Here is a 23,086-nt window from a genome sequence, read left to right on the forward strand (position 1 = left end):
GGTTTTTTGATAGGTGAACACCAAGTGGTCAACAGCAGGACCCTTAGGCTAGGGTAATCTCTTTCGCGAGGTATACCTCTTGCACCAGGCGCAACAGCTCCACCCCCTCGCCGAAGGGGCGTTGAAAAGCTTTTCTACCTAAAATTAATCCTGTCCCACCTGCACGCTTATTAATTACCGCGCTTCTGATTGCTTCCGCCAAATCTGTTTCACCCTTTGCCTCGCCTCCGGAATTTATCAAACCGATCCGCCCGTTATATCCGTTTAATACTTGATATCGACACAAATCGATAGGATGTTCCGAGCTGAGATCGGTGTACATCCGCGCGTCACTTTTAGCAAACTGGACAGCGGTAAAGCCTCCGTTGGACTCTGGCATTTTCTGCTTCAGTAAATCGGCCTGTATGGTCGCCCCGATATGATTTGCCTGCCCCGTAATATCAGCAGCGGTCTCATAATTGATTCCGTCTTTCTTAAATCCACTATTTCTGGTGTAGCACCATAAAACGCAAGCCATCCCGAGCTCATGAGCTCGCTCAAAAGCCGCTGCTACTTCCACAATCTGCCTACTTGACTCCGCGGATCCAAAATAGATGGTTGCACCGACTGCTGTCGCTCCTAAATTCCAGGCCTCCTCCACCGAGCCAAACATAATCTGATCATATTTGGTAGGGTAGGTCAGCAGTTCATTGTGATTTATCTTGACAAGGAAAGGGATTTTGTGCGCGTATTTACGTGCTAAAAGCGCTAAGTTGCCGAAGGTCGTTGCAACGGCACTACAGTCGCTCTCTATGGCTAACTTGATGATGTTTTCCGGATCAAAGTACAAGGGATTTGCGGAGAAAGAAGCCCCGGCGGTATGCTCAATGCCCTGATCGACCGGTAGGATCGATAAGTAGCCCGTACCGGCCAACCGGCCATGTCCGTATAAAGAGGCGAGCGACTTCAATACTTGCGGATTTCGGTTGGAAGGAACAAAGACATCGTCAATAAACGTTGGTGAGGGCGTATGCATTTGCTGTTTGTCAATCGTTTTGCAAACGTGATTCAATAAGTCGTCCGCGTGATCGCCCAATATTTCCTGAATTTTTTGTAAAGCCATTGTCTTGAATTTTAATGAAGTTCATGAGAGTACATATTCTTTCAGAACACTTTAGGCGGAAGTTAGTTCTCAGAAAATTCACATTAATGCCTATCAATTGTTACCCCTTAAACTTTTCCTAAACTTGATTATTTACTATATTCGTTTTTCATAAAGCGATTGCTTTCGCTGTACTTATTATGAAGTACCAATAAATAGAAGCATTCTATGGATGAAATACGAAGGCGCTTTGGCGAGATATCCGAGAAATACGACCAAGAGCGCGAATTCCTAATCCCCTGCTTTCAGGACTTTTACCATATCAGTCTTCCACTGATACAAAGCCATCGTCATGCAGAAACACTATTAGATATCGGTGCTGGCACAGGGCTATTTTCTTATTTCGTTTATCAAGTTAACCCCAAGCTTAAGTACACCTTGCTGGACATTTCACCCGAAATGCTTGCCATCGCCAAAAGACGCTTCACCGGTTTAAGTAATATCTCCTACCTGGAAATGGATTATAGAGAACGTTCGCCTGTAGGAAAGTACGACATCATTATCTCATCCCTCTCCATTCATCATTTAACCGATCAAGAGAAGTCGATTCTTTACAAACGTATTTTTAAAGCCTTGAAGCCCGATGGCTTATTCATCAATGCCGATCAGGTTCTAGGTAGAACACCGGCGATTGATAATTTTTATAAAGAGCAATGGCGTCGTTCCGTTATCGAATCCGGATTAAGTCAAGAGGCGATACAAGAAGCCTTTAAAAGAACCGCTTTAGATAAGTTGGCCCCTTTGTCCTGGCAGCTAAATGAACTGCAGCGCATAGGCTTCAACGAAGTAGACTGCATTTATAGATACCATAACTTTGTCGTTATGGTAGGAAGAAAGACCTAAAACTTAACGGCACTTACGCCGAATCTATTGAGAAAGTCGACACCTTCGTCCGAAGCCAGCCCTTTATATTCGGCATAGGAATATTTATACAACACCTTCATAATACCGGCCGAATAAATTAAGCGAGCGCAGGGCAAGCAGGGCGATAAGGTGGTATATAGCGTTGCTCCTTGCAGGCCTGCTCCGTTCTTTACGGCATACAGAATGGCGTTTTCTTCAGCATGCAACGCCAAGGAGCAGCTCCCTTTTGAATCGCGGGCGCAACCATCCACCGGCCATTCCTGATCGCAATTATGCGTGCCCGACGGCGGTCCGTTATACCCGATGGAGATAATTCGGGTATCTTTAGCGAGAACGGCACCTACATGCGCCTTTACACAATGTGAGCGTTCCGCAAGCTCCAGGGCTAGGTTCATAAATATCTCATCAAAGCTGGGTCTTGCCATCTCTTTTCGGTTGTTACATTACAAAACTGTTACAGAGCTGATTAACCATTGAAAAAATATATGCTTAAGGCTCCAAAATGCGCGCTATACTGCGTTACAAAAATAGAATTAAAGTGCAGATTTCACGAAGCTTTTTTCAACACAAAGTACCATTTAATATTTTTTTACTATACTTGCAGTTCAACCAAGTAATGAAAACATGATTGAAGTAATCATTTCTGGTATCGGTTTGGGGATTATTTTATCTTTTCTCACCGGTCCAGCATTCTTCGCATTACTGAAAACAAGTATAGAAAAAGGCTTCCACGGGGGATTGTCTTTTGCGTTTGGCGTGTTCATCGCCGATGTCATGTATGTAGCACTTGCGTTATACGGATCTTCTTATATTGCTAGCGAAAAGGAAATTCTCCTTCCACTTGGTATTGTAGGAAGTCTGGTGCTGCTTGGCGTTGGTATCCATTATATCCGTAAAAAAGTCACTATTAAACGTACGAGATGCTTATCCAAAAGAGAACATAGCGGCTATTTTTTCAAGGGATTAGCGATGTGTATCTTTAACCCAACTCTGTTGCTCTATTGGATCAGTGTAACAAGCGGTGTGGTTTCCATCAGTGATACTTTTGACTTAAAAAGAATCATCCCTTTTTTCGCCTGCGTTCTTTTCACCCAATTGGGGATAGACTCCTTGAAAGCTTTTTATGCTGACAAGCTGAGTCATAAGATAGAGGAATGCACGCTAAATAAAATTAACAAATTTGCGGGCGCCCTTATCATTGTTTTCGCGTTGCGATTAATGTACGAACTAGTATTTACCCATACGATCGTTTAGGAAATAGGGAAGCGCAAGGGAATAAGTCAATATAGGGAATCTATAAACGGACTTTAACCTATGCCTGTGCTTGAGTGCCCCAAAGCGGCATCCGTTGATCCTTCAACAACTTCGGATAAAAAAAACGGGCTGGATAAAATTCCAGCCCGTTTCTACTATATTCTTTTAGTAAGCGAGACTAAGCCGAGTAATAAGCACGTACATTCTTACCTTCTACCCAGTTCATGAAAGCTCGGTTTACAACCTTATTTCCTCCAGGAGTTGGATAATCCCCGGAGAAGTACCAATCACCTTTGTTCTTGGGACAAGCCACATGCAAATCTTCCAGCTTCTGGTAAATCACTTCCACTTTGGCCTTGATATCAATAGGCGTCACAATACGGGCAATCTCAGCCGAAATTTCCTCATAAGTGAACGGCTCATAAATGGCCTTGACATGATTTGGAACCATGGTTTTATCCATATCCAAGGATTCTACACACTTTTGGTAAACATCGTCAATAATGTAATTCATGCCGTTTTTACGTAGCAACGAAATAGCCGCTTCGAAGGCGACGAATTCGCCCATTCTCGACATATCAATACCATAGCAGTCAGGATAACGTATTTGAGGAGCAGATGAAACAATGATGATTTTTACAGGATTAAGTCGATCAAAGATTTTCAGTATACTTTGTTTTAAGGTCGTTCCTCTAACGATGGAATCATCGATCGCTACAATCGTATCCTCTCCGCTCTTCACCACCCCATAGGTTGTATCATACACATGAGCGACCATATCTTGCCTATCGGCGTCTTGTGTAATAAAGGTTCTCAATTTGGCGTCTTTGATACTCAGCTTCTCAAATCGGGGCGAGATATTCAGCATTTCCTCCAATTCATTATCAGAGATCTTGTCCGACCTTTTCAACAGCGTGTCTTTCTGTAATTTGCGCACGTAATTATTAATGCCGTCCGTCACCCCGTAAAAGGCAACCTCTGCCGTATTGGGTATAAAAGAAAACACCGTATTCTTTATATCGTAATTGATTCCTTCCAAGATAGCTGGACACAGCAATTTCCCCAGTTGCTTCCTTTCCTGATAGATTTCGGCATCGCTACCCCGCGAAAAGTAAATTCTTTCGAAAGAGCAGGACTTTTGCTCTTCCTGCTCGCGGAACATCTCTTCGGTAATGGTCCCATCTTTTTTAATAATGAGTGCATGTCCCGGCTTGATCTCACGAATATCTTCAAACTTAATATTAAATGCAGTTTGGATGGCCGGGCGCTCTGATGTAACCACCGCGATTTCATCGTCATAGTAATAATAAGCCGGCCTAATTCCAGCCGGATCGCGCATAACGAAGGCGTCACCATGGCCAAAAATACCGCTTATTGTATAGCCCCCGTCCCATGTTTTCGCGGAACGGCGAAGAATGTTCGTCACGTCGAGATTTTTGGCAATTAGCGCACTTATCTCCACATTGGAATAACCTTCCCTTTTGAATTTATCAAAGAGTTCCTGATTTTCGGTATCCAAAAAGTGTCCTATTTTCTCCAAAACGGTAACCGTGTCGGCCTGTTCCTTTGGATGCTGTCCTAATTCGAAAAGCTGCTCCAACAACTCATCGACATTAGTCATGTTGAAATTACCTGCAATTACCAAATTGCGGCTCATCCAATTGTTCTGCCTCAAAAAGGGGTGACAGTTTTCAATACTATTTTTTCCGTGAGTTCCGTAACGTAGGTGTCCCAATAGCACCTCTCCTACAAAACTCATATTCTCCTTTAACCAATGCGGATCTTGAAATAGTTCAGGTTCAGTTTGCTGAAGGGCCGCGAACTTGCGCTGAACGTATTCGAAGATCTCTGAAACCGCACTAGAGCCCATGGCTCTATATCGGCTGATGTATCGATTACCTGGCTTTATATCAAATTTAATGGTCGCAATACCGGCTCCATCCTGTCCGCGGTTGTGCTGTTTTTCCATTAATAAATAAAGCTTATTGATGCCGTACAGCGATGTACCGTACTTTTCCTGGTAATAAGAAAGAGGTTTTAGCAAGCGAATTAATGCAATGCCGCACTCGTGTTTAATTGAGTCACTCATAGTTGGAATTGAGCATGCAAAATTACATATTTAAACAACTTTGCAAAAAGAAAGCCTCCTAAAAATAAACACCACTATGTAAAAAAAACAGGAGCCTCTCCATCAAGAGGCTCCGTGGTTTTAGACAAAGCGTGCCTAAAGATATTGGTTGGTTAATTAAAGCTTCTCTCCATGTTGACTGATATCCAGTCCCAGCTCCTCCTCCTCCGGAGAAACGCGCAATTTGCTAATTGCATTCGTTAGTCTCAGCAAGATGAAAGCAGCGATAAATGTGTAGGCGACAGATCCGATCAGACCAATGAGTTGAGCCCAAAACAAAGATGTTTCGCCAAAGAATAATCCGTCGGTAGCAACCGCAGAGTTTACTTGCTTGGATGCAAAAACGCCTGTGAGCAGCATACCGATCATACCTCCTACACCATGACTTGGAAACACATCCAATGTATCATCCACGTTTGAACGTGTTGTACGCCATTCAACCAGTAGGTTACAGATAATCGCTGTCACGACGCCTATAATGAGTGAATGTGGAACCGTTACAAAGCCCGCTGCAGGGGTAATTGCAACCAATCCAACCACCACACCAATCGAAACGCCTAGTGCCGAAGGTTTCTTTCCTCGCGCGGCATCAAAAAATATCCAAGCCAAAGCTGCTGCTGCCGAGGCCGTAGTGGTAGTCGCCAAAGCGGATGCTGCCAGGTGATTTGCACCAAAAGCGGAACCTGCGTTGAAACCGAACCATCCAAACCACAAAAGCCCCATACCGATCAGTACGTAGGTTACGCGAGCCGGGTCGTGTCCATTGCCGTTTCCTCTTTTCAAGAAGATAGCGGATACAAATGCAGTTACACCGGCAGACATATGCACAACCGTCCCTCCGGCAAAGTCCAACACCCCCATGCTGGCCAGTATTCCCTCCGGATGCCAGGTAGCATGGGCCAAAGGAGCGTATATAAAGATGAAAAACAGGCAAACAAACAAGATATAAGAAGTAAAACGAATGCGTTCCGCAAAAGCGCCGGTTATCAGCGCTGGCGTAATAATGGCAAATTTTAACTGATACATCGCAAAAATGGCTAGTGGAATGGTAGGAGCTCCCTCCCAATTCGGCCCGTCTAGCACTCCCTTAAACATGAAAAAAGTAGCCGGGTTCCCGACGATACCGTGCAAAGACTCGCCAAATACTAAGCTAAAACCAAATACTACCCAAATAACGGCCACGATGCACATACAGATGAAACTTTGGAGCATGGTCGAAATCACATTCTTTTTCTTGACCATACCGCCATAAAAAAATGCTAAACCGGGCGTCATGATTAATACTAAGGCTGTCGACGTCAACATCCAAGCCACATCTGCGCCGTCGTATTCCGCAGCCGCGTTTGCAGACAGAGGAACGGAGGGAAAAATCAGCGCCAAAAGCACCACAAGTAAGATAAAAATGAAAGGAATCGTTGATTTTTTCGAATTCATATGATATTTCGATATAACTGCGGGCCAAATATATATAATATTTTTAAAACAGAACAAAATGTTCTACTTTTTTAACAGATAAACCGAACATCTATTAAAAATAACATAAAACATTTCCAAAAAAGTGCCGATCAAACAGCAAAGCCGGCAAAAAGAAAGCTTTTAAACGGTGTCTGGAGAATAAAAAAACAGCAAAGAGTAGGAAAAAGAAATGCAATTTTCCGCCATAGCGGCAAGTCGATTGGATAAGTAAAAAAACTCAAGCGCTAAAGTAAGTCGAGCACCACAGCCGGGAAAATACCGAACAAAACAGTTAGCAGACACAAAAGAAAGGCCGTTATTAATAAAGCGTTTAGCGGAGCCTTTTGCTCGCTTTGTTCCGCAGCGCTTCTTAAAAACGCCTGTAGCGGAATTTTAAAATAAAAAAACAAAGCCACCACGGTTGTGATTGCTCCTGTGACCGCCAGCAGCAGCCATACCAAATCTGCCTCTGCCTGATAGGCGGTGAGCACTGCCGAAAAAGTGAGTAATTTAGCAACAAAGCCCGCCGTTGGCGGCAATCCGATAAGCGAAACCATTAAAATCGTTAGAGCGACCATTACTGCTGGATGAGATTTTCCTAAACCTCGATATTGGCTAATTTCGGTTAATCCCAATTTCTCTTCCAGATAATCGGCCAGCATAAACACCCCCATATTCATGATCACGTAAGAAGCTAAAAAAAAGAAAAGGATCGGAAAGGAACGCTCAACATCCGCTAATATGATCATCACTAGGAAACCCGTATGCCCGATGGAGGAATAAGCCATCATGCGCTTCATATTGTTCTGCCGGATCGCCACTAAATTCCCCACGAGCATGCTCGCCATAGCGATGACAGCCAAAAGGTAAAAAAGCGGCCTGGGTATAGCTGTATCTAGCGTTTGGGGCCAGGATAAAACAAAGCGTCCGAGGAGGACGATCGCTCCTATTTTCGGCGCGGTGGATAAAAAAGCAGTGACCGGCGTAGGCGCTCCTTGATATACGTCCGGACTCCAAAAGTGAAAAGGAACAAATGAGAGTTTGAATCCGATGCCTGTCAATACCAACAAAGTAGCCAGCATAAATACAGGAGCCGGCATTGCCAGAAGCCCTGTTAAATGGCGAGCGTCAACAAAACTAAGACTACCTGTATAACCGTAAAAAAAAGACAAGCCGTATAGCATAATTGCTGAGCATACCGTTCCAAAGAGCACATACTTTACAGCAGCTTCACTTTGTTTATTATCACGCGATAAATAGGCCACCATCACGTAAGAACCTATAGAAACCATTTCTATGGTAATATATACCATCAACCAATTCACCGCAATAGCCATCAAATTCAGTCCGATATGAACGGCGAGTAAAACACTCAGTAAATCATCCATCTTTTTAGGATGATTTCGCAAAGGTTGATTATGGTATACAAAAATGCAGAACAGCAGGCAAACAAAACCAATGAGCACCTTCAGCAAAGCGCCGTTTGCATCGGGTAAAATCATCTCAAAAAAAACAGGGCCCGCAGCAGGCGAAGAGCTTTGAAGAACCGCAGCAAGACCGGCAGCCACAATACCGGTAACGCTCAGCCACCAGGTCACTTTAGACTGACCTTTCGAAATTCCGGAGAATATGCTTAACAGAAAAGTAGTCGCTAATATAAATTCCGGCAACAGGAAGGGTAGCCCATCCAATACGCCATTTAACAACTTACTTATTTGTGGAATGTATTCTCTCATAAATAACACTACTTATTTTGCGCCACTCACCAATTCAATTAAAGAAAGTACGGAAGCGTTTATTTTATCAAAAGCCAGGGAGGGCATCAGACCGAACAAGAGTGCCAAAATCACCATGGGTACCAAAACGAACGTTTCCCTGCCGTCGACGTCCGTTAGCCGTGCCTTCCATTCATCTCCTCCTTTTAATCTGGTCTCTCCAAAAAACATACGTTGCAGTGTCCATAAAAAATAAGCGGCACTTAATAAAATTCCAATTGCGCCGCCGATGGCCATCCACCTCGGCAGCAGCCCGTTAACACTTTCCGCGTTGAATGCTCCGATGATGGTAAAGGCTTCCGCAATAAAAGCCGAGAAGCCCGGTAATCCAAGAGACGCAAAAAACGCGATTGCTACAAAAGCCGTATATTTGGGCATCATGGTTCCCAGACCCCTGAAGTTATAGATCATCCGATCATGCACCCGATCATATATTATTCCTACCAGAAAGAACAGCATCGCGGATAAAAATCCGTGACTGACCATTTGAAACATTGCACCACTCAGTCCCTCTGGCGTCAAAGAAGCGATTCCTAAAAGTACAAACCCCATATGCGAAACGGAAGAATAAGCGACCAAACGTTTCAAATCCTGTTGTGCCAAGGCATTAAGCGCCCCGTATAGGATGGAAATTACCCCAATAAGTCCGATCCACCACGCGCTGTCCAGTGCGATATCAGGAAAAATACTGTAGCATATCCTGATCATACCATAGCCCCCCACTTTCAGCAGTATCCCCGCTAGAATGATAGAAATGGGCGTAGGCGCCTCCACGTGTGCATCAGGCAACCAAGTGTGCAGCGGTACGATCGGCACTTTAATAGCAAAAGCGATAAAAAGAACGATAAATGCGAGCAGGCGGGCAGCTATGCCAAATAGTTGATAGTCGCCCGAAACCGAAAAGATGGAGCCATCTAGGTAGTTTTTACCGTCCATCATGTGCAATAAATTAAAGGTATGGTTTCCGGTAACCGGGTCGATAACCGAAAAATATAAGCCGACCATCACCAGTAACATGAATACCGAACCGAACAAGGTATAAAGAAAAAATTTCATGGCTGCGTATTCTCTTCTTGCTCCGCCCCAAATGCCTATAAGAAAATATAGCGGCAGCAGCATAACCTCGTAGAACACATAAAAAAGGAAAAAATCGAGCGCCACAAACACACCCATAACCGCCATATTGAGCAATAACAAGAGGGAGAAAAAACCTTTAGGCTGCTTATCAATCTTCCACGAAGCCACAACGGCTACGAACATCACCAAGGCGGTTAAGAACAAGAACAAAATAGAAAATCCGTCGACCCCTACGAAATAATCGACCTCCAAACTACCCAAACTGCCCAAGTTCAACCTAATCCAAGGGAGCTTCTCTACGAATTGGTAACTATCTATTGCAGAAACTCCAGCAAGCTTTTCGTCAAACGAAGTATACATATAAGCCGCGAGCAACAGCTGTACCGCACTTACGCCCGCTGCAAGGTATTTGTAGAGGGCTTTGTAGGCCGAAGGCACCAGCAATATAAGAAGCGCTGCAAGTAAAGGCAAAAAGATTAAAACAGACAATAAGCTCATATTTCCAGGTTAAGGACTAAAAATCTTTAATCCAACAAATAACACAATTAACAAAACTAAAAACATACTAAACAAATAGTATTGTATCTTCCCTTTTCTTGAACCGCGCAATACACCGCCCGCAAAAACGGCAGCCTTTCCGACTCCGTTTACCAAGCCATCCACCAAGGCCCGATCAAGCCATTGCGCCGTATTGGCAAACCAACGGACAGTACCTGCACCTGTATCTACTAAGCCGTCCACTATTGTGCGATCAAATGCGTACAACATCTTCGATACCTTCAGTAGCGGCTTAACGATGCCTTTTTCATACATTACATTGAGATACCACTGCGCAGCGGAAAACTCATAAAGCCTACCACGCAAGCTGCCCTGCGGATATTTACCTTGTGCATACCATCTCCAAGCTATAAAAATCATCACAATGGCCAGTCCATTGACTGCCGCTGGCACAACAGTATGATATATATTAACGCGTTCCAAGGTCTCCGGCAATTCGAAACCTTTAATTATCCAGGTATCTTCGAATAGGAGTGGATTATATGAAAATAGCGGAAAGAGAGAGCAGAGTCCCAAAAACAGCATGGGAAGCAGCATGCCACGGGGCGCTTCATGCAGATAGTTTGTCCCTTGACCGATTGCAGAAATCCTGGGCTTTCCATAAAACACCTTGAATACTAATCTAGCGATATAGAAAGCCGTCAAGGCACTGGTCACTAACAAGGACACCGGAATAAACTTCCACCAGGCAGACTGCCATTCGGCCCATTCGAAAGCAAAAATCAGAATAGCATCTTTAGAGAGGTAACCGGCAGTTAGCGGTAAACCTGCGAGTGCAAGGGCCGCCACCAGCGTTAAGCGGAAAGTATGAGGCATATACCGTCGCAATCCCCCCATATTCCGTATATCTTGCGGATCTAACTCGAGTTTAAGCGTTTCTTTTACGTGCTGCATCTCATGTATGACTGCTCCGGCTGAGAGGAAAAGTAAACACTTAAAAAACGCATGCGTAACCAAGTGAAAGATAGCCACGCCATATTGCCCGATACCTATGGCAACCATCATAAAGCCCAATTGCGAAATGGTAGAAAACGCTAATATTTTCTTTATATCCTGCTGCGTGAGGGCGATGGTAGCAGCCATCAGCGCCGTAAAGGCACCTATAGCACCGATGAGCAAAAGTATCTGCGCATCAAAAAGCGGAGAAATCCTTACGAGCATGAAAACACCTGCAGCAACCATGGTTGCCGCGTGAATCAAAGAAGAAACCGAGGTAGGCCCCTCCATCGCATCAGGTAACCAGATATGAAAAGGGAATTGGGCCGATTTCGCCATTGCACCTAGAAAGAAGGCTGCTCCTGCGATCGTCAACCAAAAAGCTGGCATAGCATGCTGCGCGTATCGCCATTCCACACCATCGTTAAAGGCTTCCCGTACCATTCCATGGTCTCCAAAGAGTGCGACTAAATCCAGTGTCTGAAACTGCGTATAAATAATCGCTATTCCGATAAGAAACCCAAGATCTCCTATCCTGTTAATCAAAAAGGCCTTTTTATTGGCCTTTATGGCGGCAGGCCTTGTAAACCAAAAACCGATCAATAGATAGGAAGCAAAGCCCACGAGCTCCCATCCTATATACATAAGTAACAGGCTATCGGCCATCACCAGGCCAAGCATGGCGAAGCAAAAAAGGCTGAGGTAGAGCCAATATCGATGGATGCCGTAATCGCCCTTCATGTAAACCATTGAATATACGTGGACGGGAAGTGCAATGGCACACACGAGCAACAACAGGAGAGCCGACAAATTATTCAGTAATATACCCGCTTTGAAAGAATGCTCCCCTATCCGGAACCAGGATGTTTGTTGATGGACTTGCTGCCCGTTCCAAACAGTGGCAAAGATAAAAATTGCTGCCAGCAGGCTTATCGCAATCGCCACTGTAGCCGGAATTCCGCTTCGTAACCGTTTTCCCGCAATGGCGGAGAGACCAAAAGAAATGAGTGGAGCACACAGCACAATAAGTGCCGCTAAAACAGGTGTTGATATCTGACTCAGCTGGTCCATTTAGTCTTTCAAATCGTTAATGTCGTCTGGATTAATACTCTTATAGTGTTTATATACATTCAGTATAATCGCCAACGCAACCGCTACAGCGGCGGCAGCCAAGACGATAGCGAATAAAGCAAAAGTTTGGCCTCCGTAGAGACCGCCGTCATATCTGCCGAAAGCCACCAAATTTAAGACCGCCGCATTAATCATTAGCTCAATGCCCACCAATACCAGAATAGCATTCTTCTTGGCCAATACAGCGTATAACCCGGTGGAAAACAACAAAGCACTGACCAGCAGGAAATGGGTTAGGCTTATCACGGTTCCTGATTCTCCTTCCTCGCCAAATGAGCAGCGCCCATCAATGCCATCATCAGAAACACAGAAACCACTTCAAAGGGCAATACATAGCGCGTCATGAGGTTAATTCCTAAATGATGTATGGTATTATCTTGATACCGAATCAACAGCTGTTGCTGCTTCGCCTCGGTGATCCACTGCGGCTCGTTTATTGCCACCTGCCATACGACACTGAGCAGCATCGTAAAAAAGCTAATAGCTATGATTCCTGCCTGCCAAGATGGCATCCCAAAAACACCCTTGACACCCGACTGTAAATCGCTCAGCAATACCTTATTTGACAACATAAACGCAAACAGCATTAACACTAAGACGCCGCCTACATAAACAATGACCTGCGTTACCGCCACAAAATCGGCCAAGGCAAAAACATAAAGACCGGCCACAGCAAACAGCGTTACAAAGAAAAGGAACAAGCTCCGCACTAGATTTTTCATGGAAACGATCAAGAGGGCAGAGCCGACCGCCGTAAACGCAAGTAAATAGAAAAGGAGTAAATTTAAACTCATGTTTTGCGTTTCGCTGCCTCCTTTTCAGCCTGAAATCGTGCCCAATCCGCACGTTTTTCTTCGATTTCCTCCTCTGTCATTTTAGAAAACTTATAAATGAAGTCGGATGGATCGGTGAAACTACGATCGTAATTATTGGTCATGGTAATGCATTCCGTTGGGCACACTACCGTGCACAGGCCGCAATACAGACATTTCGCCATATCGATATCAAACTTTGCGGCGTATAAGCGCTTCACACTGCCATCTGAAGTCTTTCCAATGGCTTCCGTCGCTTTAATTGCTTCGATGCTGATACAATCTACCGGACAAGCTTTGGCACATAAGTCGCATACTATACAGTCGTCAATCTCAACATCCAACTGATAACGGGCTACCTCCGGTATCGGTATTTTCTGTTTAGGGTACTGAATAGTCGTAACGCCCTGCTGTTTGTCAAAATAATTTTCCTGCTTAATATCTAACTCTTTACGTGCTGTGCGTGCGGCAAAAAAATGCCGAAGGGTGATTGTTAAGCCCTTAAGCGCAGTAGTAAATGCATGTAATGTTCTTTTTAACATATTATTTCAGCTTTAATCGGTAAGCTATAGGCTTTAAGCTTTACGCCGACTTAGTAAGCAGCCCCATTGGCTTTAATTCCCCTAGCGATGATCCCTGCCTATCGAAAACGCGCTACTTCTCCACTACCCTACCATTACCATAATTCGCCAGATACCGGAGATGACCATGCACAAGAAGGCTAAGGGAGTGAGCACCTTCCAAGATAAACTCATTAGCTGATCCACCCGTAATCGAGGGAGCGTCCATCTAATCAGAATCTGGATTCCCACTATTAATAAAGTTTTGGCTAACACCCAAAAAATTCCCCAGGCCATACCGGTAGTCCACGTTGCCAATTTCCAAGCGCCTATATTGGGCAAAGGACTGTTCCAACCACCTAAAAAGAGTACGACTCCAATCATGGAAACCAAGAACATCAGACAATACTCGGCCAAAAAGAAAAAAGCAAAGCGTAGGCCACCATACTCCGTGTGATAACCCGATACCAGCTCCGACTCGGCTTCCGGAATATCGAAAGGAGCGCGATTGCACTCGGCCAACGAAGCGATAAAATAAATAACATAAGCCAAAATAAGGTGAGGCGCTTGAAAAATATTCCATGCAAAGAAGCCCCCTATTTCACTTACATCCCAAAAACCTAAAAAGAGCAGGCGTTCATTGGTCAATATCCCCTGATTTACCGTAAGCTCCTGCATGTCGAGCGTCTGTGTTATCATCACCGCCGCAATTAAGGCTAAACCAGCCGGTATTTCATAAGAAATGATCTGTGCTACCGAACGGAGCGATCCCAATAGAGCAAACTTATTATTGGAACCCCATCCAGCCATTAGCACACCCACCGCTTCTACAGATATGATAGCAATCACATAAAACAAGCCAAGATTTAAAGCTGCCGGCGCTACATCCGGAGCCCAAGGCATTGCCGCAAAGCCCAAATATACCGCAACAAATACAACAACCGGTGCTGCGGCGAAGAGTATCTTATCTGCATTCGCTGGTGAGATAAACTCTTTCTGCAATAGCTTCAGGATATCCGCGATGGTTTGCAAACTACCAAACTTTCCCGTTTCCATTGGACCTAGGCGATCCTGCACAAAGCCAGCCACCTTGCGCTCCGCGTATACCGCAAAGAGCGTAAAGCCCGCTAAAAAAGCGAACAATAGGACGGCCACCAGAACATATATAACGTAAAAACTCAAGATCAACTTGCACTATGTGTAATTAATGCAAACTTAACGATTAAGCACGAAAATACTAAATGGAAAATAAACTTATTTTGAATGATTCTAATAACTACTTATGCAGTAGTGATTGGCTATCAGTTGTCAGTTACCCGTTGTGCGTTGTGCCGGTTGTGCGTTGCCTGTTGCCAGCTGCCTAATACCAATAGCCTAATGCCTACTCCCTACTTCAAAGCTACCGAATGACTTCCTTTAGATGCTTATAATTACTCTTTACAGTTTCGAGCACTTCATCCATTCGTCCATTCAGGATCATTTTTCCCATTGTGATCGCATAACCTTTCATTTGCGAGAACTCAATCTTTGGCGGCATTGCCAAGGCATTAGGATTCGTTTTTACATGCACCAAGACGGGCCCCTGATAGGCTAGCGCTTCTTTCACCCCGTCTTCCACTTTATCGGGTTCTTCAATGCATATCCCTTTCATTCCCATAGCCATCGCAACCGTTGCGAAGTCCGGGTTGTACATATCCGTTTGCCAGTCGGGCAAGCCGGCCACCTCCATTTCCAGCTTCACCATACCCAAGGAACGGTTGTCAAAAACAATCACTTTAATTGGAAGCTTATACTGAACAATGGTCGCTAAGTCACCCAACAGCATGGAAATTCCGCCATCGCCACAAAATGCGATGACCTGTTGATCGGGCCTGGCAAAAGCGGCACCAATTGCCTGTGGCATTGCATTTGCCATAGAGCCATGATTAAACGAGCCGAGCAGTTCTCTTTTACCTGTAGCCTGTATAAACCGGGCGCCCCAAACACAGCTCATTCCTGTATCTACGGTAAAGATGGCGTCATCTGCTGCCAATCGATCAATTGTATAGGCTAAATATTCGGGTGATATATTATCTTTTTTGCCTCGATCGTTCACGTAGGTCTGTTGTGTCTCCTTCACTTTCTCATAGACCTTCAGTTGGGCTTTCAAGAAACTATCATCCGGATTTTGGTCGAGTAAGGGCAACAAGGCTTGTACTGTGGGTTTAATGTCGCCCATAAGTCCCATTTTGAGCTTCGCTCGCCGTCCTAGGCGCTCCGGCTTTTCATCGATCTGAACGATATTGCAATTATCTGGCATAAAATCTTTATACGGAAAATCTGTACCCAACAGTAATAGCAGATCGGATTCATGCATGGCATGGTACGCGGAGGGTAAGCCCAAAAGGCCTGTCATCCCTACCTCGTTGGGATTATCGTGCTGCACATACATTTTTCCTCTAAAGGAATACCCCACTGGGGCGTTCAATTTCTTTGCAAGCGCTACGACTTCCTGATGCGCATCTTTACATCCGATGCCACAAAAGAGGGTAATCCGCTTATGGCCATTTAACAAAGTCGCCAGGTTTTGTAGTTCATCATCGCTCGGACGCACTAACGGCTTTTGATGGAGCAACCTTGTTTCTGTGACTATATCCATAGCATCATCCATTGCCACATCGCCCGGCATCCCGATCACGGCCACGCCCTTTTTGCTATAAGCGTGCTGCAAGGCCGCTTGAAGCATTCGCGGAAATTGTTTAGGGGTGGTCGCTATTTGATTGTAGACGCTGCAATCATCGAAGAGCTTGATGGTATTCGTTTCCTGAAAATAATCGGAGCCCATTTCATCGCTATGCATGGTAGACGCGATGGCCAGGACGGGAGCTCCCGATCGGTTTGCGTCATATAAGCCATTGATAAGATGTACGTGGCCGGGACCGCTACTTCCGGCACAGCAAGCGATGCCATTCAGCTCTGCTTCCGCTGCCGCTGCGTAGGCACCCGCCTCTTCATGGCGAACATGTACCCATCGAATTTTACCGTTTCTTCGAACTGCATCGTTTACCTCATTTAAACTATCGCCCGTAACGGCATAAATACGCTTAATTCCTGCTTCCCATAAAGTGTCGACTAGCTGATCAGCTACTTTTTTTGCCATGATAAAATCTAAAGGTTGCTACTAAGATTCTATTAATAACAACACAATGGCTTATTAGTTTGGATAGGAAGGAATAGAAGTTCGATCAAAATGACCGAGTTAGGCCAATTCCACCCAATTTCCATCTGCGCGAATGATTTCAATCAATTCGTTCAGCGCATTGGCAGAATGCACATTTTTCTTTACTACTTCTTTTCCCCTGTACAGGGTTACCCGATCGGGGCCCGCTCCGACATATCCATAATCGGCATCGGCCATCTCACCGGGTCCGTTCACAATACAGCCCATAATCGCAATTTTCAAGCCTTTCAAATGGTTGGTGCGGCTTCGAATCATTTGCGTTGTTTCCTGCAAGTCGAACAAGGTGCGGCCGCAGCTCGGACAAGAGATATATTCTGTTTTTGAGATCCTCGATCGCGTAGCTTGTAAAATCGCAAAAGAGGCAGAGACAAGCTTGTCGGTAGGCATAACCGGAGCGTCGATCCATATACCATCTCCCATACCATCAATCAATAGTCCCCCCATGTCGGTCGCCGCATATAATTGTAATTTGGAGATCGGCTCTTCGGGACTCATGATGTCTCCGATAGGGCCCTTAAAGTCCGAAGGATCATACCAGCGTTTGATGATTACCGGCACCGTTAATTGCCAGCTTTTCAGCTTTGCGAAAAAGGCCCGTTGATTGGCCAGACCATGCAGCTGCCGTGTTTCTAAAACAAAAACCAGCGTTTGATCTATAGGCAAGTTTTCAAAAGCCTCTCCTTCCAAATCTTCCGCACAAAGCCGCACCAGATTAAGATGCCTATCACGTTCAGCAGCATGTGTATATTCCTTGAGTGAGTATAAAGGATGTGCGTTCTCTTTGCGCAACAGCCGCTGCCAAGTACTAAAATTGTAGATTTGCTTTAAGTTGCCGGGCATGGTAAAGGCTGGCAAGCTATCGCCAAAGAAAACAAAATCCACCGATTGATCGCCCATATGATACTTATCCAACAGTGGATCATATATATAGCCGACGTCTTTTAAGATCATCGGATCCATTAAACGCTTCTGGGAAAGGTCGACCACCACACGCGGAACCATGGCGCCGCCGATAAAGGCATTGACCTCGGTGGTTTGGTATCGTTTAGTTAAGTTGTCAGCAATCAGTTGCGTAGCGGACAGGCTCTTTTCCGGAGCATGGATCTCCGAGGCCTTCTCCGCCCGTCTTAGGTAACGGTTTACCAAAGCCCTTGCCACGGGTGCCTCCAACTCCGGCTCCTCGGTTAAGGACACGCGTACGGTATCTCCCAAGCCGTCCTCCAGCAAGGTGCCTATACCTACTGCCGATTTGATTCTTCCATCCTCACCATCACCCGCTTCGGTAACACCCAAATGCAGCGGATAGTTCATGCCTTCGGCCACCATTTTTTCTACCAGTAACCGGTAAGCCTGTACCATTACCTGCGGATTACTCGATTTCATGGAAATCACCAGATTATAATAATGTAGATCTTCGCAGATGCGGATGAACTCTAAAGCCGACTCCACCATGCCTTCCGGTGTATCGCCATAGTGGCTCATAATCCGATCTGATAAGGAGCCGTGGTTCGTCCCGATTCGCATTGCCGTACCGTACTCCTTACAGATTTTCACCAAGGGAGCAAACTTGGTATATATTCTTTCCAGCTCGGCTTGGTATTCACCATCCGTATAAGTCAATTGATCAAACTTCTTTTTGTCCGCGTAATTGCCAGGATTTATCCGCACCTTTTCAACAATACGGGCCGCCACTTCCGCCGCATTTGGCGTAAAATGAATATCTGCTACCAAGGGAACTTCACAGCCCCTTTTGCGAAGTTCCTTTTTGATTTCAGCCAAATTCTGCGCTTCCTTAATACTTGGAGCCGTAATGCGGACATATTCACATCCAGCCTCTACCATTCGCAAAGTTTGCTCAACCGAACCCATGGTATCCATGGTATCTACGGTAGTCATACTTTGGATACGTATCGGATGATTTCCACCCATCGGCACGTCTCCAATATTTACCTCACGGGTAAGCCAACGCTCATAATGTGTCAAAGACTTACAATATTTTCCCGGAAGTGCTAAATTCTTCGCTAAATCCATAATGCATGTATGTGGCACAAAGTTAGGTAATTTTCCTATCTTTAGCCATGGATCAACAGATTACCTTACCAGTATTAAGCAATGAAGAGCAAAGGGTATTGGGCTCATTAATGGAGAAAAGCAAAACGACGCCCGAATATTATCCACTCACGTTAAACAGCTTAGTGGCCGCTTGCAACCAAAAATCCGCGCGCAGGCCAGTCGTACAATACGACGACGACACCGTAGTTGCCGCACTGGATTCATTAAGGAAAAAGGGCCTGGTTGCAACCGCTACGGGCGGATCAAGCCGAGCCATTAAATATAGGCATACATTAAGCGTTTTATATCCCATTATACCGGCGGAAGTCGCCATTTTATGTCTTTTGCTGTTAAGAGGCCCGCTCACCGTCGGCGAAATCAACAGCAATTCGGGTCGTCTTTACGCTTTTGAATCATTGGCAGAAATTCAGCAATACCTCGAAAAACTGAGTCAAGCGTCGGAGCTACCTGCAATGGTGGTCCAAGTTCCCAAAAAAGCCGGGCAGAAAGAAATTCGCTATATGCATCTTTTCGGCGGAATGCCCGATTTCGAAAGCAAGCTGTTTAACGAGGTGTCTGCGACCGCCACACAAGATGTTGAAGCACTAGAAACTCGACTCGCCCGCGTAGAACAAGAGCTCGCCGAACTGAAAGAAGCGTTTGAAAAGTTAATGAAGGAACTTTATTAGGGACTAAGGAGTTGTTGGTAGGGAGTAAGGAAAAGGGGCTGTATAGTTGACATTTTTAACTTTTGAATTATTGATGTCTTGCTTATTTTAATAAGGCATCAATGAGCCCTTCGGGGTTTTTACTTTTTACTTGGAGGCAACCGATAACTGACAACTGGTAACTGACAACACACAACTGACAACCGGCAACTAACAACTGACAACCGGCAACTGGCAACTGGCAACCGGCAACTAACAACTAGCCTACCACCCTGACTTCCGCCACTGGACTAAACAGATATATTCTACCCGTGGTCAATTCCTCACAGCGGAACCGGGTCCTGTTTCTTTCACCTTTCTTAAAAACCCTTCCGTTCGGAAGGGCAAAGGCGCTTCCAGGAGACAGTTCTTCCACCCTAATATGCCCCATTTTTGGTTGATCATAGCGCTGTAGTGTCCTATATAAGGTTAAATCGGAGCAACTGGATGCCGCCGGATTCGCTAAGTAATTTATCACCGCTTGTCGTATATCCTCGGGAAATATCTCCAATTGAAAGAAGGGCTGCATTAATGTTTTAAAATTCTGTTTCCATTCCAAGCCATGAGGTTTCGCTTTTGTCCTGTGTTCATTCCAAGTTTTCAGATGCGCGAATTCATGCACGGTAGTTATCAAAAAAGCATAGGGATTCAGGTTGTGGTTAACAGAAATGCGATGTCCTTTATCTCTGTACGGAGAACGATAGTCGCCAAACTTAGACATTCGGCCTTTACTTATCTTAAACAGGCATGGAGCTTGATGAATCCAACGAGCTATTATTGGAGCAGCCTGTTCAGGAAGATACTTTTCCAGGCTTAACCTTGTTTTTTCAATCATTTCCAACATGAAGACAAAAGTGTGGGCAAACCATCCCGAGCAGCAGGGACAGTTTGCATGTACGCGCATTATTTAAACAACTGGAACACCAATAAAGACGAAAAGTAAGCCAATGCAGTCATATAGGTAAGTTGAATAACCGGCCACTTCCAGCTTTTCGTTTCACGATATACGACCGCGATCGTGCTGATACATTGCATGGCAAAAGCGTAAAATATCATAAGAGAAAATGCCGATGCCACGGTGTAAACAGGTTGCCCGGTTATACTGTCCTTCGCATTGAGCATCTTTTCCCGAATAGTTGAGGTATCGTCCTCGGGCTCCTCCACACTGTAAATAGTGGCCATCGTTCCTACAAAAACCTCTCTTGCCGCAAAAGACGTAATCAACGCTATACCGATTTTCCAATCGAAACCCAAAGGCCTAATTGCCGGTTCAATTGCTTTCCCTAAAATGCCGACGTATGAATTCTCCAGCTTTTCTGCCGATTCCATAAACGTCAACTCCTCCTCCGAATAGTTATCGACATAGTCGGCCGTTTGATATTTCTGTTCCACCGCATCCATCCTCCCCGGGGGGCCATAGGTAGCCAATACCCATAATACGATAGACATTGCAATAATCACCTTTCCCACTTGTAAGACGAAGGTTTTCACCTTTTCGTACATGGTAAGAAAAACGTTCTTCCAACGGGGCGTACGGTATACAGGCAATTCCAATATGAAATACGACTTTTCCCTCGCTTTAATTATCTTTTTCATGGCCCAAGCAACCGCTATGGCGCCAACGGTTCCTATCAGGTACATACCCATCAAAGCCAGCCCTTGGAGGTTAAAAAAGCCCCAAATCTTCTCATTAGGCACAACTAAAGAAATCAACAAGGTATACACCGGCAGACGGGCTGCACAACTGATCAAAGGCGTCACCATAATGGTGATCATCCGATCTTTCCAGCTTTCGATATTTCTGGCAGCCATAATAGAGGGTACCGCACAGGCCAGACCACCGATCATCGGCACGACCGACTTCCCATTAAGCCCCACTTTCCGCATGATTTTATCCATTAGAAAGGTGATCCGAGCCATATAACCTGTATCTTCCAATATCGCTATAAAGCCGAAAAGAATAGCAATTTGAGGGATAAATACCAACACACCACCGAGCCCGGCCAATATACCATCCAACAAAAGATCAGCCAAAACCCCTTCCGGGATGTATTGCCTTCCAATGCTGTCGAGCCAAGCAAAAAAGTTTTCAATCAGTCCCATCGGATATTCAGCCCAGGCAAAAATGGCTTGAAAGATGAGCAGCAAAATCGCGAAGAAAGAAACAAATCCCCAAACGCGATGGGTCAAAATACGGTCGATCTTCCCGGTAGGGGTCTGCGAAACGTCCTTAGGCGGCTGCTTGACCGATTCTTGCAAGACGGTGCTAATAAAATCGTATCGGGCGATTGTTTCCCTAGTCTGCGCATGTTGAGGCTGAAAGGCATTTGCTGCTTCCAGGGATTCAATATGATTACTTTCATCCGCTGTAAGGTAGTCCAATATTTCATGTTGATGCGCCAATAGCAAGGCGACATAATCTTGCTTTATACGAACGTCATGTTTTATTTGAGAAATCAACGCGGGCGCAATCGTTGAAACTTCAAAGCTCTCGGTTTGCAGTGCAATAGCAGGCGCATCAGCGATTGCCTGTTTCAACAGCACTATGTTCTCATTTTTCCGGGCGCTGATAGGCACCACCTGCACGCCCAATCTTTGCGACATTTTATCTACATCGATCAGGATTTTTTCCTTTCGCGCCGCATCGATCATATTGAGCGCCAGAATAACCGGAATCTTTAGATCCGCAACCTGTGTAAACAATAATAGATTGCGTTTCAGGTTGGTGGCATCCACTACTACAACAATAAGATCGGGGTGAGAAGGATTCTTTGGATTTGTAAGTACCTCCAGTACAATCGCTTCGTCTTTGCTCTTCGGATAAAGGCTGTAACACCCGGGCAAATCAATTACTTCTATTTGCTTTCCGTCAGGGAGTTTACTGGCACCGGTCTTTTTATCCACAGTAATGCCGGGAAAGTTGCCAATTTTCTGGTTGAGCCCGGTTAGACTATTGAATAAAGTTGATTTGCCCGTATTCGGATTCCCTACTAACGCTACTCTCATGAATATCTGTTCTTATCTTTTTTACAATCCCTCAACAATAATGGTTGCTGCTTCCTCTTTCCGCAAGCTAAGCTGATAGCCCGCTACAGATACGGCAATCGGATCGCCCAAAGGGGCTATCCGTTCAAAAGTAATTCGCTCTCCTGGTAAACAGCCCATTTCCATAAGCTTTACTGAAAGGTTTAAGTCCGTAAAATCCTTTATAATACCAGAACTTCCAATTTTTAATGCTGTAAGTTTCATTCGTAATTATTATTCTTATGGTTTAGCCTATACCATGCCGTCAGCGCAGGAAAGTCACGTTACTTTGCTCTTTGCGAAAAAGAAGCGTGATTGCATTCGCCCATAAATAAGCCCAAAGGTAAGCTTTATTTAGAATGATTCAAAAAAGATTCACTTATTCAAGGCTT

Annotated in this window: 19 protein-coding genes; 3 read left to right on the forward strand and 16 right to left on the reverse strand. The window is 45.0% G+C overall.

The window, feature by feature from the left end; genetic code table 11:
• Positions 1-43: 43 nt before the first annotated feature.
• Complete coding sequence (locus EPX21_RS18920) at positions 44-1,102, reverse strand: class I fructose-bisphosphate aldolase (RefSeq protein ID WP_134091233.1); 1,059 nt, start codon at positions 1,100-1,102, stop codon at positions 44-46.
• Between the two features lie 207 nt (positions 1,103-1,309).
• Between EPX21_RS18920 and EPX21_RS18925 the strand changes: the two genes are divergently transcribed.
• Entirely contained in the window at positions 1,310-1,984 is a 675-nt protein-coding gene (locus tag EPX21_RS18925; protein ID WP_134091234.1) for a trans-aconitate 2-methyltransferase, read from the forward strand.
• Here the strand turns inward: EPX21_RS18925 and EPX21_RS18930 are convergent.
• Positions 1,981-2,430, reverse strand: coding sequence for a dCMP deaminase family protein (locus tag EPX21_RS18930; RefSeq protein WP_134091235.1), 450 nt, complete (start codon positions 2,428-2,430; stop codon positions 1,981-1,983). The two genes, EPX21_RS18925 and EPX21_RS18930, sit on opposite strands and share 4 nt — an antisense overlap.
• A 199-nt stretch (positions 2,431-2,629) precedes the next feature.
• On the opposite strand from EPX21_RS18930, the gene EPX21_RS18935 reads away from it, so the two are divergent.
• Positions 2,630-3,259 carry a LysE family translocator gene (locus EPX21_RS18935; RefSeq protein WP_134091236.1) on the forward strand — a complete coding sequence of 210 codons (630 nt, stop codon included), beginning with the start codon at positions 2,630-2,632 and terminating at the stop codon, positions 3,257-3,259.
• Between the two features lie 178 nt (positions 3,260-3,437).
• Here the strand turns inward: EPX21_RS18935 and EPX21_RS18940 are convergent, their stop codons facing one another.
• The 11 genes from EPX21_RS18940 to ispG form a co-directional block, all read right to left on the reverse strand.
• Entirely contained in the window at positions 3,438-5,348 is a 1,911-nt protein-coding gene (locus EPX21_RS18940) for a class II glutamine amidotransferase (RefSeq protein WP_134091237.1), read from the reverse strand.
• Between the two features lie 156 nt (positions 5,349-5,504).
• The gene (locus EPX21_RS18945) at positions 5,505-6,821 is read right to left on the reverse strand and encodes an ammonium transporter (RefSeq protein ID WP_134091238.1); all 1,317 of its coding nucleotides are present in this window, start codon (positions 6,819-6,821) and stop codon (positions 5,505-5,507) included.
• 266 nt (positions 6,822-7,087) lie between these two features.
• On the reverse strand, positions 7,088-8,578 hold the full coding sequence (locus EPX21_RS18950; protein ID WP_134091239.1) for an NADH-quinone oxidoreductase subunit N: 1,491 nt from the start codon (positions 8,576-8,578) through the stop codon (positions 7,088-7,090).
• A gap of 12 nt (positions 8,579-8,590) precedes the next feature.
• A complete protein-coding gene (locus EPX21_RS18955) occupies positions 8,591-10,192 on the reverse strand; it encodes a NuoM family protein (protein WP_134091240.1) in 1,602 nt (533 codons plus the stop codon).
• Between the two features lie 9 nt (positions 10,193-10,201).
• On the reverse strand, positions 10,202-12,259 hold the full coding sequence (gene nuoL, locus EPX21_RS18960; protein ID WP_134091241.1) for an NADH-quinone oxidoreductase subunit L: 2,058 nt from the start codon (positions 12,257-12,259) through the stop codon (positions 10,202-10,204).
• Positions 12,260-12,565, reverse strand: coding sequence for an NADH-quinone oxidoreductase subunit NuoK (gene nuoK / locus EPX21_RS18965; RefSeq protein ID WP_134091242.1), 306 nt, complete (start codon positions 12,563-12,565; stop codon positions 12,260-12,262).
• The gene (locus tag EPX21_RS18970; protein ID WP_134091243.1) at positions 12,562-13,113 is read right to left on the reverse strand and encodes an NADH-quinone oxidoreductase subunit J; all 552 of its coding nucleotides are present in this window, start codon (positions 13,111-13,113) and stop codon (positions 12,562-12,564) included. The genes nuoK and EPX21_RS18970 overlap by 4 nt, the downstream gene beginning before the upstream one ends.
• On the reverse strand, positions 13,110-13,673 hold the full coding sequence (locus EPX21_RS18975; RefSeq protein WP_134091244.1) for a 4Fe-4S binding protein: 564 nt from the start codon (positions 13,671-13,673) through the stop codon (positions 13,110-13,112). Before EPX21_RS18975 ends, EPX21_RS18970 begins: the two co-directional genes overlap by 4 nt.
• Positions 13,674-13,796: 123 nt before the next feature.
• Entirely contained in the window at positions 13,797-14,873 is a 1,077-nt protein-coding gene (gene nuoH, locus EPX21_RS18980) for an NADH-quinone oxidoreductase subunit NuoH (RefSeq protein WP_134091245.1), read from the reverse strand.
• Positions 14,874-15,090: 217 nt separating this feature from the next.
• Entirely contained in the window at positions 15,091-16,830 is a 1,740-nt protein-coding gene (locus EPX21_RS18985; RefSeq protein ID WP_134091246.1) for a thiamine pyrophosphate-dependent enzyme, read from the reverse strand.
• Positions 16,831-16,929: 99 nt separating this feature from the next.
• Positions 16,930-18,942: a (E)-4-hydroxy-3-methylbut-2-enyl-diphosphate synthase gene (ispG, locus tag EPX21_RS18990; protein WP_134091247.1), complete on the reverse strand. Its 2,013-nt coding sequence runs from the start codon at positions 18,940-18,942 to the stop codon at positions 16,930-16,932.
• A gap of 47 nt (positions 18,943-18,989) precedes the next feature.
• On the opposite strand from ispG, the gene EPX21_RS18995 reads away from it, so the two are divergent.
• Positions 18,990-19,652 carry a YceH family protein gene (locus EPX21_RS18995; RefSeq protein ID WP_134091248.1) on the forward strand — a complete coding sequence of 221 codons (663 nt, stop codon included), beginning with the start codon at positions 18,990-18,992 and terminating at the stop codon, positions 19,650-19,652.
• A 238-nt stretch (positions 19,653-19,890) separates the two neighbouring features.
• Here EPX21_RS18995 and EPX21_RS19000 read toward each other — a convergent pair whose 3' ends face one another.
• From EPX21_RS19000 to EPX21_RS19010, 3 genes are all read right to left on the reverse strand, one after another.
• Positions 19,891-20,505 (reverse strand): sprT domain-containing protein, encoded by a 615-nt coding sequence (locus tag EPX21_RS19000; RefSeq protein ID WP_134091274.1) that lies wholly within the window; start codon positions 20,503-20,505, stop codon positions 19,891-19,893.
• A 68-nt stretch (positions 20,506-20,573) separates the two neighbouring features.
• Entirely contained in the window at positions 20,574-22,676 is a 2,103-nt protein-coding gene (gene feoB, locus EPX21_RS19005; RefSeq protein WP_134091249.1) for a ferrous iron transport protein B, read from the reverse strand.
• A 21-nt stretch (positions 22,677-22,697) separates the two neighbouring features.
• Entirely contained in the window at positions 22,698-22,919 is a 222-nt protein-coding gene (locus EPX21_RS19010) for a FeoA family protein (protein WP_134091250.1), read from the reverse strand.
• Positions 22,920-23,086: the final 167 nt, after the last annotated feature.

This window comes from Olivibacter sp. XZL3, from assembly GCF_004368405.1.
Taxonomy (GTDB): Bacteria; Bacteroidota; Bacteroidia; order Sphingobacteriales; family Sphingobacteriaceae; genus Olivibacter.

What these genes read in the sequence shown, in the direction of transcription:
- EPX21_RS18920 (WP_134091233.1), bottom strand. Translation starts at nt 1,102, where the DNA reads ATGGCTTTACAAAAAATTCAGGAAATATTGGGCGATCACGCGGACGAC.
- EPX21_RS18925 (WP_134091234.1), top strand. Translation starts at nt 1,310, where the DNA reads ATGGATGAAATACGAAGGCGCTTTGGCGAGATATCCGAGAAATACGAC.
- EPX21_RS18930 (WP_134091235.1), bottom strand. Translation starts at nt 2,430, where the DNA reads ATGGCAAGACCCAGCTTTGATGAGATATTTATGAACCTAGCCCTGGAG.
- EPX21_RS18935 (WP_134091236.1), top strand. Translation starts at nt 2,630, where the DNA reads ATGATTGAAGTAATCATTTCTGGTATCGGTTTGGGGATTATTTTATCT.
- EPX21_RS18940 (WP_134091237.1), bottom strand. Translation starts at nt 5,348, where the DNA reads ATGAGTGACTCAATTAAACACGAGTGCGGCATTGCATTAATTCGCTTG.
- EPX21_RS18945 (WP_134091238.1), bottom strand. Translation starts at nt 6,821, where the DNA reads ATGAATTCGAAAAAATCAACGATTCCTTTCATTTTTATCTTACTTGTG.
- EPX21_RS18950 (WP_134091239.1), bottom strand. Translation starts at nt 8,578, where the DNA reads ATGAGAGAATACATTCCACAAATAAGTAAGTTGTTAAATGGCGTATTG.
- EPX21_RS18955 (WP_134091240.1), bottom strand. Translation starts at nt 10,192, where the DNA reads ATGAGCTTATTGTCTGTTTTAATCTTTTTGCCTTTACTTGCAGCGCTT.
- nuoL (WP_134091241.1), bottom strand. Translation starts at nt 12,259, where the DNA reads ATGGACCAGCTGAGTCAGATATCAACACCTGTTTTAGCGGCACTTATT.
- EPX21_RS18970 (WP_134091243.1), bottom strand. Translation starts at nt 13,113, where the DNA reads ATGAGTTTAAATTTACTCCTTTTCTATTTACTTGCGTTTACGGCGGTC.
- EPX21_RS18975 (WP_134091244.1), bottom strand. Translation starts at nt 13,673, where the DNA reads ATGTTAAAAAGAACATTACATGCATTTACTACTGCGCTTAAGGGCTTA.
- EPX21_RS18985 (WP_134091246.1), bottom strand. Translation starts at nt 16,830, where the DNA reads ATGGCAAAAAAAGTAGCTGATCAGCTAGTCGACACTTTATGGGAAGCA.
- ispG (WP_134091247.1), bottom strand. Translation starts at nt 18,942, where the DNA reads ATGGATTTAGCGAAGAATTTAGCACTTCCGGGAAAATATTGTAAGTCT.
- EPX21_RS18995 (WP_134091248.1), top strand. Translation starts at nt 18,990, where the DNA reads ATGGATCAACAGATTACCTTACCAGTATTAAGCAATGAAGAGCAAAGG.
- EPX21_RS19000 (WP_134091274.1), bottom strand. Translation starts at nt 20,505, where the DNA reads ATGATTGAAAAAACAAGGTTAAGCCTGGAAAAGTATCTTCCTGAACAG.
- feoB (WP_134091249.1), bottom strand. Translation starts at nt 22,676, where the DNA reads ATGAGAGTAGCGTTAGTAGGGAATCCGAATACGGGCAAATCAACTTTA.
- EPX21_RS19010 (WP_134091250.1), bottom strand. Translation starts at nt 22,919, where the DNA reads ATGAAACTTACAGCATTAAAAATTGGAAGTTCTGGTATTATAAAGGAT.